Source organism: Flavobacterium degerlachei (genome assembly GCF_900106645.1).
GTDB classification, from domain to species: Bacteria; Bacteroidota; Bacteroidia; order Flavobacteriales; family Flavobacteriaceae; genus Flavobacterium; species Flavobacterium degerlachei.
Genome location: NZ_FNMV01000001.1, coordinates 491,516 through 505,842, shown reverse-complemented (window position 1 = coordinate 505,842; position 14,327 = coordinate 491,516). Strand labels below are relative to the sequence as shown.

15 protein-coding genes are annotated in these 14,327 nt (G+C 34.0%); 7 read left to right on the top strand and 8 right to left on the bottom strand.

All coding sequences use genetic code 11. The features are described from left to right. Nucleotides 1-1,261: 1,261 nt before the first annotated feature. The 4 genes from BLV91_RS02170 to purN form a co-directional block, all read right to left on the bottom strand. Complete coding sequence (locus BLV91_RS02170; protein ID WP_091429072.1) at nucleotides 1,262-3,160, bottom strand: amidophosphoribosyltransferase; 1,899 nt, start codon at nucleotides 3,158-3,160, stop codon at nucleotides 1,262-1,264. A 122-nt stretch (nucleotides 3,161-3,282) separates the two neighbouring features. Next, a complete protein-coding gene (locus BLV91_RS02165) occupies nucleotides 3,283-4,206 on the bottom strand; it encodes a PfkB family carbohydrate kinase (RefSeq protein WP_091429069.1) in 924 nt (307 codons plus the stop codon). 106 nt (nucleotides 4,207-4,312) lie between these two features. Next, nucleotides 4,313-4,801 carry a ribonuclease HI gene (gene rnhA / locus BLV91_RS02160; RefSeq protein ID WP_091429067.1) on the bottom strand — a complete coding sequence of 163 codons (489 nt, stop codon included), beginning with the start codon at nucleotides 4,799-4,801 and terminating at the stop codon, nucleotides 4,313-4,315. Next, nucleotides 4,801-5,373: a phosphoribosylglycinamide formyltransferase gene (purN, locus tag BLV91_RS02155; RefSeq protein WP_091429064.1), complete on the bottom strand. Its 573-nt coding sequence runs from the start codon at nucleotides 5,371-5,373 to the stop codon at nucleotides 4,801-4,803. Before purN ends, rnhA begins: the two co-directional genes overlap by 1 nt. Nucleotides 5,374-5,548: 175 nt before the next feature. Between purN and BLV91_RS02150 the strand changes: the two genes are divergently transcribed. From BLV91_RS02150 to BLV91_RS02125, 6 genes are all read left to right on the top strand, one after another. Further along, nucleotides 5,549-5,785 carry an acyl carrier protein gene (locus tag BLV91_RS02150; protein WP_007137004.1) on the top strand — a complete coding sequence of 79 codons (237 nt, stop codon included), beginning with the start codon at nucleotides 5,549-5,551 and terminating at the stop codon, nucleotides 5,783-5,785. Between the two features lie 183 nt (nucleotides 5,786-5,968). Then, a complete protein-coding gene (gene fabF / locus BLV91_RS02145; RefSeq protein WP_091429062.1) occupies nucleotides 5,969-7,222 on the top strand; it encodes a beta-ketoacyl-ACP synthase II in 1,254 nt (417 codons plus the stop codon). 5 nt (nucleotides 7,223-7,227) lie between these two features. Continuing rightward, nucleotides 7,228-7,968, top strand: coding sequence for a ribonuclease III family protein (locus BLV91_RS02140; protein ID WP_091429059.1), 741 nt, complete (start codon nucleotides 7,228-7,230; stop codon nucleotides 7,966-7,968). A 113-nt stretch (nucleotides 7,969-8,081) separates the two neighbouring features. Then, nucleotides 8,082-8,570: an IPExxxVDY family protein gene (locus BLV91_RS02135; protein WP_091429056.1), complete on the top strand. Its 489-nt coding sequence runs from the start codon at nucleotides 8,082-8,084 to the stop codon at nucleotides 8,568-8,570. A gap of 5 nt (nucleotides 8,571-8,575) precedes the next feature. After that, nucleotides 8,576-10,006 (top strand): pyruvate kinase, encoded by a 1,431-nt coding sequence (gene pyk, locus BLV91_RS02130; protein ID WP_091429054.1) that lies wholly within the window; start codon nucleotides 8,576-8,578, stop codon nucleotides 10,004-10,006. A gap of 113 nt (nucleotides 10,007-10,119) precedes the next feature. Then, nucleotides 10,120-10,893: a Bax inhibitor-1/YccA family protein gene (locus BLV91_RS02125; protein ID WP_091429053.1), complete on the top strand. Its 774-nt coding sequence runs from the start codon at nucleotides 10,120-10,122 to the stop codon at nucleotides 10,891-10,893. Nucleotides 10,894-10,947: 54 nt separating this feature from the next. Here the strand turns inward: BLV91_RS02125 and BLV91_RS02120 are convergent, their stop codons facing one another. After that, nucleotides 10,948-11,466, bottom strand: a complete 519-nt coding sequence (locus tag BLV91_RS02120; protein WP_091429049.1) for a PAS domain-containing protein — start codon at nucleotides 11,464-11,466, stop codon at nucleotides 10,948-10,950. A gap of 97 nt (nucleotides 11,467-11,563) precedes the next feature. Beyond that, nucleotides 11,564-12,646, bottom strand: a complete 1,083-nt coding sequence (gene dinB, locus BLV91_RS02115) for a DNA polymerase IV (RefSeq protein WP_091429047.1) — start codon at nucleotides 12,644-12,646, stop codon at nucleotides 11,564-11,566. A 176-nt stretch (nucleotides 12,647-12,822) separates the two neighbouring features. Here dinB and BLV91_RS02110 point away from each other — a divergent pair, with 176 nt between their 5' ends. Further along, entirely contained in the window at nucleotides 12,823-13,290 is a 468-nt protein-coding gene (locus BLV91_RS02110; RefSeq protein ID WP_091429046.1) for a CYTH domain-containing protein, read from the top strand. Between the two features lie 3 nt (nucleotides 13,291-13,293). On the opposite strand, the gene BLV91_RS02105 is transcribed toward BLV91_RS02110, so the two are convergent. Together BLV91_RS02105 and BLV91_RS02100 are read right to left on the bottom strand one after the other, a co-directional pair. Beyond that, nucleotides 13,294-13,791, bottom strand: coding sequence for a septal ring lytic transglycosylase RlpA family protein (locus tag BLV91_RS02105; protein WP_091429044.1), 498 nt, complete (start codon nucleotides 13,789-13,791; stop codon nucleotides 13,294-13,296). Nucleotides 13,792-13,875: 84 nt separating this feature from the next. Next, nucleotides 13,876-14,298 carry a hypothetical protein gene (locus tag BLV91_RS02100; protein WP_091429041.1) on the bottom strand — a complete coding sequence of 141 codons (423 nt, stop codon included), beginning with the start codon at nucleotides 14,296-14,298 and terminating at the stop codon, nucleotides 13,876-13,878. Nucleotides 14,299-14,327 lie beyond the last annotated feature (29 nt).

Below are 14,327 nucleotides of genomic sequence, written 5' to 3'. Positions count from 1 at the left end.
TATTACTCTTTATTCTTTTGTTTTGAAATCTCTTTCAAAACGGCTGTCAATTCAATATGTCTAGGAACGTATCTTATCTTGTTTATCGTCTCGTTGCAACACTTAGCGTGTTTCTCGAAGCGGGTGCAAAAGTACAACTTCTTTTTAATCTCGCAAGTGTTTTTTAAAAGTTTTTTAAGAAACTTTCGTTTCTGCTTTTCTTCTAAATAAACCCGGTTTCCCGTGTTTCACTTACTCAATATATTAAAGAACTTATTCGTTGTTGCGGGTGCAAAAGTACCACCTTTATTGACTAATTCAAGCTTTTTATTCGCCTTTTTTTGATGTTTTCTTAACTTTGACTTTAAGACACTGAAACACCGACTTTTGAAACCGAAAGTTTTTTGCGTAATCCACAACTTCTCCGGCCGCAGCTCAACAATATACTCATAACATCCAAATTCAACCACACTATTAAAGCTACTAGTTCAGAATTCATAACATATTTTCACCAACGACAGCCTCTTATAAACCTATGCTACAAAATCAAAATCCTCATACGGGATCTAACAAAGACCCATAAAACCAAATTAATCCCAAATAAAAAATTTCCTCATTAGCAAAATAACTCAATTTCCATCTACTCCTTAATCACAAAGTCTATTTATTATAGAATGAAAAATCAAACTCAACCACCATAACGAACCATCAAACCTCATGAATTCATTCCCTTTTCTTCTCGGACCGAGAAAAGCAACATCGTATCGTGGATTAATTCATAATACTTCCAACATTTGCTTACCATAAAAACAAACTGTAAACATTTACCATCACAATAAGTCTAGCCGCCAATTTCGCTTCCTTAATATAAGGTAGAGTAGATTTGGCAAAATATTAAATATGCGACACCATATACAAAAAAAAGAAGCTTACTATATATAGGTAGGATTTCTATTGACCTTTGTAGAAAACAAAACACAGCACTTCTATATTTATCAGCTGTAAATCATCAAGCGTCACAACATATAGATTGCACTACTATACCAATAAAAAAAAAGACTCATGAAATTGGAAAATTATCCAAACTCATAAGTCTTTTTTTTAATTTTAAAATTGAGTATAATAAAAAAGGTGGAATCTCTTCCACCTTTTTTGCCCCAAATCTACCATAAACTTAACCTACTAATTTTATGGTTTCCCAAATTTATGGCAGATGTATATTTTATCCAAATATCTTAGATGAATAACACATAAACCCGTTCAATTACACAATTTCACGATTCTAATATGCTCTCGCATCTTTACCTTCATAAAAATTCATAAATGCTCGGTTCACAACTCTGTTACCACCCGGCGTTGGGTAGTCACCTGTAAAGTACCAATCCCCTAAATTTTTCGGACAAGCAATATGCAAATCTTCTACCGTTTGAAATATAATTTTCACTTCGGCATTTATTTCAGGAGAACTCAACATTTGAGCTATTTTATCAGAAACCTCTTGAGGTTGAAAAGGCTCATAAATTGCTGTAACATAATTTACCACTTCAGAATCTTTGAAGTTTTCCTGTGTCTTACACTTAGCATAAACTTCATCGACAATATGATACAAATTTCTTTCTTTCAACAATTCTAATGCCGCTTTAAACGCAACTAAACCTTCTAGTTTAGCCATGTCAATTCCATAACAGTCCGGGTAGCGTATTTGAGGTGCTGAGGAAACCACAACAATCCTTTTTGGATTCAAACGGTCCATCATTTTGATAATACTCATCTTCAAGGTAGTCCCTCTTACGATACTATCATCAATGATTACTAAATTATCTGTTGGTTTTATTACACCATAAGTAACATCATAAACATGCGCTACTAAATCGTCACGGCTACTATCTTCAGTAATAAACGTTCTAAGCTTAGCATCTTTAATAGCCACTTTCTCAGTTCGTATTTTAACTGCAAGAAGTTCCTGTAAAGATTCCTTGGTTAATTTATTCCTGTTTTTAAGAATGTAATTGTTTTTTCTTTGGTTCAAAAAATCTTGTGCTGCTTCAACCAATCCGTAGAAAGAGGTCTCTGCAGTATTAGGAATGTATGAAAAAACAGTATTATCAGTATCTTCATCAATAGCACCCAAGACAGCAGGCAGAATCAATCTTCCTAAATTTTTTCTCTCTTGATATATTTCAGCATCACTTCCTCTAGAAAAATAAATTCTCTCAAAAGAACATGCTTTTTTAACTGTTGGGGTAAGAATTTCTTGCATTGAAACGCTTCCGTTCTTCTTAATTATCAATGCATTTCCTGGATCAATTTCCTGTACTTTTTCAAAAGGAACATTAAATACGGTCTGAATCACTGGTCTTTCTGAAGCTACCACCACAACTTCATCATCTTGATAGAAGTAAGCAGGACGAATCCCTGCTGGGTCTCTAAAAACAAAAGCATCACCATGACCTAGAAGTCCTGCCATAGCATAACCTCCATCTAAATTTTTAGAAGCACGTGTTAAAATTTTTGCCACATCCAGTTTTTCTGCAATTACCGGAGAAGCCTCTCTTTTGGTCAAACCATTATTTTTGCATTCTTGATACAAATCAGTTACTTCATCATCAAGGAAATGTCCAATCTTTTCCATCACGGTAACAGTATCTGCCATTTCTTTTGGATGCTGCCCTAACTCTACTAAGCTTTGAAAAAGCTCTTTTACGTTAGTCATATTGAAATTTCCTGCCAAAATTAAATTTCTGTGCATCCAATTGTTCTGACGTAAAAAAGGATGAACGCTTTCGATACTGTTTTTTCCAAAAGTACCGTAACGAACATGTCCTAGAAACAATTCTCCTAAATAAGGAAGCTTTTCTTTTTGAAGAGGCACATCATCGGCATACTCAGGATGAGAAGCCATTTCTTCATTTATTCTATCATTTATTTGCGCAAAAACATCTTGAATAGGTTGAGCGTGATTAGAACGCACTCTACTAATATAACGTTCTCCCGGCTCCATGTCTAATTTTATACTTGCAAACCCAGCACCATCTTGTCCGCGATTGTGTTGCTTTTCCATAAGGAGATACATTTTTTGTATCCCGTAGAAAGCAGTTCCGTACTTCTCTTTGTAAAATTCAAGCGGTTTAAGAAGTCTAACTAAGGCTATCCCACATTCATGTTGTAACGCATCACTCATTGTGTAGTTATTTGTTGTGTTGTTGTTTCTAAAAATAAATTCTTACAAATAAAAAGGGAATGGTCTTTTTACTCCCTACTAATTATAAATCAAAAAAACCCCGTTTCCGAGGTTTCAAGGCATTACAATGCTATTTCGAATTGTGTCAAAGATTTGAATTGTTTCAATCTTAACATAACTTCTTCTTTATCTAAATCAACCATTCTTTCTGTACCGAATTTCTCCACACAGAATGAGGCTAAATTTGAACCGTATATAATGGCATTTTTCATGTTTTCAAATGAAACATTTTCACTTTGGGTAATAAATCCTGCAAATCCACCTGCAAAAGTATCTCCAGCACCTGTTGGATCAAATACTTCTTCTAATGGTAATGCCGGTGCAAAAAACACTTCCTTATTATGAAATAAAAGCGCACCATGTTCCCCTTTTTTAATTACAACATATTCGGGTCCCATTGCTTGAATTTTGGCAGCAGCTTTCACTAACGAATATTCTCCTGAAAGTTGTCTCGCTTCTTCATCATTGATAGTGATAACGTCAACACGTTTTATTACTTCCATCAATTCTGGCAAGGCACAATCCATCCAAAAATTCATTGTATCTAAAACAATTAATTTTGGCTTAGTTGTCATTTGGTCAATAACACTGCTTTGTACTAATGGATGTAAGTTTCCTAACATCACTACATCAGCGTCTTTATAATTTTCAGGAACTTTTGGTTGGAAATCAGCCAAAACATTCAATTGCGTATCAAGGGTATCTCTAGTATTTAAGTCGTTATGATATCGGCCGCTCCAAAAGAACGTTTTCCCACCCTTAACCACTTCTAAACCAGAAATATCTATATTTCTTTCCGTCAACAAATCTAAATGTTCTTGTGGAAAATCATCTCCAACTACAGAAACTATAGCCGATTGTAAATTAAAAAAAGAGGCGGACAATCCGATGTATGTTCCAGCACCACCTAAAATTTTATCTGTTTTGCCAAAAGGAGTTTCAATGGCGTCGAAAGCAACTGTTCCAACAATCAATAATTTATTCATTTATTTGAGATTCGAATTAAGGTGCAAAGATAGTTTATAAAGTATAAAATTGCAAAGACTAGCAATTGTAAAGTTTTGCCAATTTCTAAGCCCGTAAATAAACCGCTTACAGCAACTTACTAACCTCTTTTTCATAAAATTCATCAACAGAAAGTTGTTTTTGCATAGAAGCCATAACCGCTAATTCGTCACATCTTTCATTTTGCACATGATTATTATGCCCTTTTATCCATTTAAAGTCCACTTTATGCTTTCGATAAATAATTAAAAAACGTTTCCACAAATCAGAGTTTTTACGATCAGCAAACCCTTTTTTTTCCCATCCCAAAACCCATTTTTTTTCAACTGAATCTACCACGTATTTAGAATCTGAAACTACTAAGACCCTCGTATTTGGATTTTTTAGTTTCTCTAAGCCTACAATCACTGCCAATAATTCCATTCTATTATTAGTAGTAAGGCGAAATCCTTCGTAAAACTCTTTTTTATAGGTCTTACCATCAACTACAGTTTCCATAACTACGCCATAGCCGCCTTTTCCTGGGTTTCCTTTTGCAGCTCCGTCTGTATATATATGTACGTCGTAACTTTTCACTATTTTGAATTTTCAGTTATCAATTTTTCAACAACTTCTGGAAAATACCTTTGCTCTAGATCATGTATTTTTTCAGCTACTACTTCTGCCGTATCTGTTCCTAAAACCGTAACTTTCTTTTGAAATATTATTCCCCCCTCGTCATAATCTTCATTTACATAATGAATGGTAATCCCAGTTTCTACTTCCTTATTATCCACAATTGCTCTATGCACATTCATACCATACATCCCTTTACCGCCATATTTAGGCAATAAGGCTGGATGAATATTTATTATTTTATTGGGATAGGCGGCAATAATATTTTCAGGAAATTTCAATAAAAAGCCCGCGAGAACAATTAAATCTGGTTGAATTAGGTTGATTTTTTGTAATACTTTACTTTCATTTAATTCTATTTTAGAAAAAATCTCAGTTGGCACGCCATTATTTTTGGCTCGGTCAATAACTTTAGCATTTGGATTGTTTGTAAAAACAGCCTCGACAGTTACCATTTCATTTGAAGCAAAATGCTTTATGATATTTTCAGCATTTGTACCCGATCCGGAAGCAAAAACGACTATTTTTTTCATGATTTATCCAATTTATATTACGCAAAAAAAGGCATAAAAATTTAAAATAAATAACATTGCGAAGTCTTTGTTGAAATTTATTTTATAAATTAGACATCACATTTATCAACTTATTCGTTGTTTTAAAATAAAGTTTTTTATTTTTGCCATCAATTAAATTCTAAAATTAAAGATTATGTCAGACATTGCATCAAGAGTAAAAGCGATTATCGTAGACAAATTAGGCGTTGACGAAAACGAAGTTGTAACAGAAGCAAGCTTCACTAATGATTTAGGGGCTGATTCATTAGACACTGTTGAGCTTATTATGGAATTCGAAAAAGAATTTGACATTCAAATTCCAGACGATCAAGCAGAGAACATTGCTACTGTTGGTCAAGCTATTTCTTACATCGAAGAAGCTAAAAAATAATAAATTAAGCACCCGCTTGCATCAATGCATGCGGGTGTTATTATTTTTTTAAAAAAAACTAAATTCAAGATTGAAATTCAATCAAAGAGATATTTATTGTAATACCCATGGCTCTTTTGTAATAAAAATACGGCAAAGAAAGCATGGGTTTTATTTGTTTAAAGATAACAAAATAAAGAAGTTATGGTATTAAGACGAGTTGTTGTTACGGGTTTAGGTGCTCTTACTCCTATTGGAAATAATATTCAGGAATATTGGAACGCTCTTATCAGCGGCGTAAGTGGAGCTGCTCCAATAACTTATTTTGACGCTTCAAAGTTCAAAACTCAATTTGCTTGCGAATTGAAAAACTTTAACGCCGAAGATTTCTTGGACAGAAAAGAAGCTAGAAAAATGGACCGTTATGCACAATATGCCATGGTTTCATCTGAAGAAGCGATCAATGATGCTGGTTTCAATTTTGAAAAACTAGATAAAGACAGAGCTGGAGTTATCTGGGGATCAGGAATTGGTGGTTTAGAAACTTTTCAAATAGAAATGTTGAATTATTCTGCTGGTGATGGTACTCCAAAATTCAATCCTTTCTTTATTCCAAAAATGATTTCAGATATTGCTTGTGGTCATATTTCTATTAAATATGGCTTTAGAGGTCCCAACTTCGCCACCGTATCGGCTTGTGCTTCTTCTACAAATGCAATCATAGACGCATTCAATTACATTCGATTAGGACACGCAGATGTAATGGTAACCGGAGGCTCAGAAGCTGCGGTAACTATTGCAGGTATGGGTGGATTTAATGCTATGCACGCGCTATCAACAAGAAATGATGATCCAAAAACAGCTTCAAGACCAATGGATAAAGACAGAGATGGGTTTGTACTAGGTGAAGGTGCAGGTGCATTAATTCTTGAAGAATACGAGCATGCAGTTGCACGTGGTGCTAAAATATACTGTGAAATTGGTGGTGGCGGTATGTCAGCTGATGCCTATCACATAACGGCTCCTCATCCTGAGGGATTAGGTGCAAAAAACGTAATGCTGAACTGTTTGAGAGACGCAGGTTTAAAACCAACTGATGTTGATGGTGTCAATATGCACGGAACTTCTACTCCTCTTGGGGATTTAGCGGAATCTAAAGCGATTGAACATGTTTTTGGTGAGCACGCTTATACCATGAACTTGAACTCTACAAAATCAATGACCGGTCACTTACTTGGTGCAGCTGGAGCAGTTGAAACTATATCCGCTATTCTATCGATGAAATACGGAATTGTTCCTCCTACCATCAATCATTTTACAGATGACGAAAATATTGATTCAAAATTAAACTTCACATTCAATGTTGCTCAAAAGAGAGACATGAAAGTGGTAATGAGCAATACTTTTGGTTTTGGTGGACACAACGCTTGTGTTTTGGTTAAAAAATTAGAATTCTAATTTAAATGAATAGATTAAGAAAAATATTTACAAAATCCCGTTCTCCAGAAGACGGGATTTTTTTTGACGCTATCCAAACAATTTTAGGGTTTGCCCCAAAAAACTTAGAACATTACAGAAAAGCATTTACACATCGCTCTTCTAGCCGCGTTGATCCGGATGGAACCATTATCAATTATGAACGCTTAGAGTTTCTAGGTGACGCTATGTTGAGCTCTGTAATTGCGGCATACCTCTTTCGAGAAGCTCCACGTGGAGACGAAGGCTATCTAACGAAAATGCGTTCAAAAATTGTCAGCAGAGAACACTTAAATGAATTAGGAAAAGATCTAAATTTAATCCGATTTATTGAGAGCAAAGTTCCTGTACAACATTTTGGCGAAAACATTCACGGTAATATTTTCGAATCTTTGATAGGTGCAATTTACCTTGACAGGAGTTATATTTATTGTGAAAAATTCATACAAAAAAGAGTCATCATTCCTTACGTTGACATTTCCCGCTTAGAAGGAAAGGTAATCAGCTATAAAAGTTTGGTTATCGAATGGTGCCAGAAAGAAAAAAAGATATTTCATTACGACATTTTTGAAGACAACGCAATCGACGGTCAACGCTTATTTGGGGTGAAATTGAGCATCGATGGCAAAGTAATAGCAAAAGCAAGAGCGACTTCAAAAAAGAAAGCGGAAGAAAAAGCATCCCAACGTGCTTATTTTGCATTTCAAGAAAAAATGGACAAGAAATAATGTCAAATCCTTGAAAACTACAACGTTTTCGTTCATAAATTAACGAAATCATTACATTTTCTTCTCTTTTACTTCGATAGAATTGGTATATTTACACCTTACTTTATCATGAAATGGCAATTCACAAATTGGATCTTGGCGAATTTGACGAAATAGATTACAATCTTATTGCGATCCATACTTCATTAGAAGATTTTCGATTGGCTTATTTCATCAATCAAAAACTGCCAATAAATTTGAGCAAAAGTAAGGAGGAAGTTCAAATCAATATAAAAGAAGGAGAAACAAATTTTTCCAGATTTTATTATTACGACCTAGAAAACGCAATTTCTTGGAATTTGATCCAAAATAAAAATGAAGTGTCCCAACACAACAAAGACACGCTCCAAAATTTATTTTCAAATGTAGCCATGGAAATTTCAACAAAAGTTTTCTTGCTACCAGAATTTAAAAAAGCAGATTATTTTTTAAAAATTGAAAATACCGATGACGCTTTAGATGTGTCAAAAATAAAGACAATATTAAATACCATTGATAACATATCTGCAGTATACACCGTAGATACGAATCAAATAAAATCAAAAAACAATTTAATTTTTTAATACAAATGATTCCAAACAAAAAAACAAAAATTGTAGCCACACTTGGACCTGCATGTAGTACTAGAGAGATCATCAAAGATATGATTGATGCTGGAGTAAATGTGTTTAGGGTTAACTTTTCTCATGCAGATTATTCTGACGTTAAAGAAAAAATCAATATTATTCGTGGACTAAATGACGAATTTGGATACACTACAGCAATACTTGGAGATTTACAAGGACCAAAACTTCGCGTAGGAGTTATGGGGGAAGGTGTAGTAGTAAATGACGGAGACTTAATTACGTTTACAACTGCAGAAGATATACTTGGTACTGCTCAAAAAGTATTCATGAAATATAAAAACTTTCCAAATGATGTTAATCCTGGAGAAAGAATTTTATTAGATGATGGTAAACTAATTTTTGAAATTGTTGAAACAGACAAGAAAACAGAAGTTATTGCCAGAGTTATACAAGGTGGTGAATTGAAATCTAAAAAAGGAGTTAATCTACCAAATACAAAAATATCACTTCCTGCAATGACAGAAAAGGATATTGCCGATGCTATTTTTGCAATCGAACAAAAAGTAGACTGGATTGCACTTTCTTTTGTAAAAACACCACAAGATTTAAAAGACTTACAAGATTTGATTGCTGAACATTCAGAACATAAAATTCCGATTGTAGCAAAAATCGAAATGCCTGAAGCACTAGAGAATATTGACAAGATTGTTGCTTATTGTGATGCATTAATGGTTGCCCGTGGTGATCTAGGTGTTGAACTTCCTGCACATGAAGTGCCACTTGTTCAAAAAGAATTGATTCGTAAAGCCAAAATGGCTCGAATTCCTGTGATTGTAGCTACTCAAATGATGGAGACAATGATTACTAGTTTAACTCCTACAAGAGCTGAAGTAAACGATGTTGCTAACTCAGTAATGGATGGTGCAGATGCAGTAATGCTTTCTGGTGAAACAGCTACAGGTAACTACCCTGTACAAGTAATCGAAAAAATGACACAAATCATTAAAGCGGTTGAAGATTCTCCACTGATCACAGTACCACAAAACACTCCACAAATAAAAACAAAACGTTTTATCACTAAAACAATTTGTCGCCATGCTGCATTAATGGCAAATGCAATTAACGCAAAAGCGATTTGTACATTAACTAATAGTGGTTATACTGCTTTCCAAATTTCTGCTTGGAGACCATCAGCTTATATATTAGTTTTTACATCTAATAAAAGAATCATGACACAATTAAGTTTATTGTGGGGAGTAAAATCATATTACTATGACAAAGTAGTAAGTACTGATGATACGGTAACCGACATAAATGAAATCGTTAAAGAAAGAGGATATGTAGCAAAAGGTGATTTCTTAATCAACTTAGCAGCTATGCCAATCAAAGAAAAAGGAATGGTAAATACCATGAGAGTTTCAGAAATAGAATAGGTCACAACTGATCAAAAACACAATCCGTCTTGTTTAGTAATTAAACAAGACGGATTTTTTTGTCCTACATTTATTTTTAATTTACCTTTGAAAAAATCTAAATTTCATTATCTATGAATTTCAAATCGCAAAATCCTTTTTTAAATAATAAGTCTTTTTCTGCTACAACTGCTTCTAAAAAAGAGCAAGTGCATCAGGCGACTATTATAGATTATAACCAAGAAATGACCTTGTCAGGTACGATCAGTAAAACTATACTTTTGTTTTTATTGCTTACTGCATCTGCCATGGTTATTTGGTGGATGACTTTTAACGGCATGAACCCTTTAGTTCCCGCAATTGGAGGCGCTATTGTAGGTTTGATTTTAGTGGTTATTTCTGCTTTTAAGCCACATTTATCTCCTTATCTAGCTCCAGGATATGCCTTATTTGAAGGTCTATTTATAGGTGGAATTTCAGCCATTTTCGAAACGATGTACCCTGGAATAGTAATTCAAGCAGTTGGAGCAACTTTTGTCACTTTTATCGTTTGCTTAGGATTGTATAAATACAAAATTATTAAAGTAACTGAGCAATTTAAATCAGTCGTTGTTGCAGCTACACTTGCCATCGCCACTTATTACCTAATTTCATGGGTAGTTTCTATGTTTACCAGCTTCCAGCCAGTTCACTACGGTAATTCTATGATGAGTATAGGAATTAGTGTATTTGTAATTATAATTGCCGCTTTAAATTTATTCTTAGATTTTGACAGAATAGAAAAAGGAGCTGAGCAAAAAATGCCAAAATATATGGAATGGTATGGCGCTATGGGATTAATGATTACTTTAGTTTGGTTGTACATTGAGTTTTTACGCTTATTGTCAAAACTGAATAGTAAAAACTAAATGCAACACCACTTTTAAAATACTAAAAAAACCTTTCCAAATGGAAAGGTTTTTTTATGCTGCTTTCTCAAAAGCAATATAATGACTGAGTTGTCCTTTTATATTAAAAACAGGATAGGCCTTTATTAGACAAGCGTAAACATCTCCATTCTTTTTATAATTTATAATCGTTTTCTCAAAAGCTTGTTGGGACTGAATTGCAGCATTTATCTCACTAGAAATAATTCTATCAGTTAACTCACCTTGAAACATTTTGGGATTATTACCTAAAACTTCTTTCGCCGAATAACCATTCATTTTTATCATATTTTGCGAAGCAAAAACGATAGTCAACTTGGCATCTGTAACTATTATTACTTCCTCTTTTATTGGTGAATCAATATTCCAATCTACGGAACGTTGCCACTTATTTTTTAATGCCATTTCTTTAAGATTATCCAAGTCCGTAAACGAATGCTTTAATTCCTCTACAAATTGATAATGAAAATCTAAGGAAAGAATAGGAACAGCTTTAATTCGCAAATCCTTGTGATACTTCACAATAGCTTCTTCATAACATTTTAGATTGCTCATTTCTTTTTGAATTAGATAATTCAAATGTAATTTTTTTTCCCAAATGAAAGAAAGAATTTTATAGGTTTAACCTTTGTTGAACGATGATTCTATCAAATTAAAAATCAAATTTTAATTGCACAACGACGATTTTTTTCTCCTCGGTATTTAGGTTACTTAACGAAATTCCCAATAGTCGTACGGAATCTTTCAATCGCTCTTGATACAACAGCTCTTTTACTATTTCTAAAACGAGGCCTTTATCTGAAATAAAATATGGAACTGTTTTACTGCGGGTTTGCTGGGTAAAATCACTGTATTTGATCTTTAAAGTAATTGTCTTACCAGCGACCTTGTGTTTATTCAAGCGCTTTTCTAGTGAAATCGCAATGCATTCTAATTTTTCTAACATGAAAATTTCAGAGGAAAGATTGCTATCAAAAGTATGTTCAGCAGCTACTGACTTAGTAATTCGATCTGCTTTTACTTCACTATTATGGATTCCGCGAACTACATTAAAGTAGAAATTTCCAGATTTTCCAAAATGTTTCTCTAAAAAATCTAGTGACTTACTTTTTAAATCTAAGCCTGTAAAAATGCCTAATTGGTACATCTTTTCAGTAGTAACCTTCCCCACTCCATAAAATTTACGAATGGGCAACACCTCCAAAAAAGCAATCACTTCGTCTGGATTAACTGTTTTCTGGCCATTTGGCTTGTTGTAATCACTGGCAATTTTAGCAACAAATTTATTAATTGAAATTCCTGCTGAGGCCGTCAAACCGACTTCGTTAAAAATGCGAGTTCTAATTTCTTCTGCCAATAAACCAGCACTTGGATTTCCTTTCTTGTTATGGGTAACATCGAGATAAGCCTCGTCAAGGGAAAGTGGCTCTACCAAATCTGTATACTCCTGAAAAATTTTCTGAATCTTGTTTGAAATCTCTTTATATCTATCAAACCTTGGTTTGACAAAAATAAGCTCCGGACAGTACTTTTTAGCCATCACTCCACTTATAGCACTACGAACTCCAAATTTTCTAGCCTCATAGCTTGCTGCTGCAACAACTCCTCTGTTTTCTGAACCGCCTACTGCAACGGGCTTCCCGCGTAAAGCAGGATTATCCATTTGCTCCACAGAAGCATAAAAAGCATCCATGTCAATGTGTATGATTTTGCGATTTTCAAGACTATTAAGCATGCAACAAATTTAAACCCCTTTTATATATAATGAGACGTACTAGAGTTAAAATTTTTGATACATTTGGAAAACCCAGCTAGCCCAGATAGAAGCGGTATCCTTTGTGTTTTTTCTTTAAAAACATAAAGATATAGCGGAGAGCTGGAAAAAGCTCCAAAAAATAAATTTGGTACAAAATGATAGAAATAGAAAGAAAATTTTTAGTTAAGAACGACACATTCAAAGCAGCAGCGTTTAAACAAAACCGTATTGCCCAAGGCTATTTAAGTTCAGTCCCAGAACGTACCGTACGAGTACGCATAAAGGCCGATAAAGGATACTTGACCATAAAGGGAATCACAAACGAAACCGGCATGTCGCGTTTTGAATGGGAAAAAGAAATTCCAGCTGATGAAGCCAAAAGCTTATTGCTATTATGCGAAAAAGGGGTAATCGACAAAACTAGATACGAAGTAAAAATAGGCAAACATACCTATGAAGTCGACGAGTTTTACGGGGAAAATGAAGGCTTAATTATCGCTGAAATAGAGCTTCAATCAGAAACAGAAACTTTTGAACAACCAAACTGGCTTGGACAAGAGGTAACAAATGACAAACGCTACTTTAATTCAAATTTATGTACAAATCCGTACAAAAAATGGTAAGAATTACTTTGTAAACACCTCAATACTTACCGTCATTACTCCCACACCTTTGTTCTTTGCAATTTCCATAAATGCTCTTTTAGAAAGGTCAATATCTCTTGATCTAACAAATGGTCCTCTATCAGTAACTTCGACAATTACCGACTCTCCATTTGCTTCATTGGTAACTCTTAATTTGGTTCCGAAAGGGAATTTTTTATGTGCGGCAGTATATTTATTCATGTCAAATAACGCACCACTAGCTGTTCTTCTTCCATGGAATTTATCAGCGTAATAAGAGGCATGCGCCCCTTTTTTATAGGGAACAAGTTTCCCCATTTTTTCTTCTATTGTGTCTTTTTTAATTTCTGGCTGAAGTACTATGACCTTTGTCTTTTTGACAGTGTCCTTGGGTACTGCTGTTTTTTGAATTGGAGTTTTCTGATTATTTATAATTTGGCTTTGACTACTCACCAATGCAACTATGGCAAATAAACAAAGGGCTGTTATTGATTTTCTCATTATTAACTTTTTAGTTAGAAATCTATTTAAACAAAAACCATACCTAGATAAAAAAAAGTCCTATTTCTAGGACTTTTACGCATTTTAAAACCACATTGACCATGGAATTCTACTTAAAATAAGCACTAATCCCAAGCTATAAAAGATGGAAAAAGTTTTGAATTTTGATTCAGATGTTGTCAATTTTTTATGTTTTGACCAACCAATCGTGATAAGAGTAATTGCTATTATATTTATCAATGGGTGCTCCATTGAAGTTAATCTTAGTGCTTTATCAGACATTTGCCCAAGAGAAGAAAAACCAAGGGGAGAAACAAAATACAATATCAAGCCAATCAGCAACTGAGTATGTGTTCCTATTAATCCTAAAATCGCTATTTTTCTATCTTTGGCAGTAAATTCTTTTTTACCAACTAAGCCTATAACTGAGTTAATAACTGCAACAACCAATAACAAAAGAGCTAAATATGCCCAACCAGAATGTAAATTTTTAATCAATTCGTACATAGAGTAATTATTTTTTAAAGCAAATATAA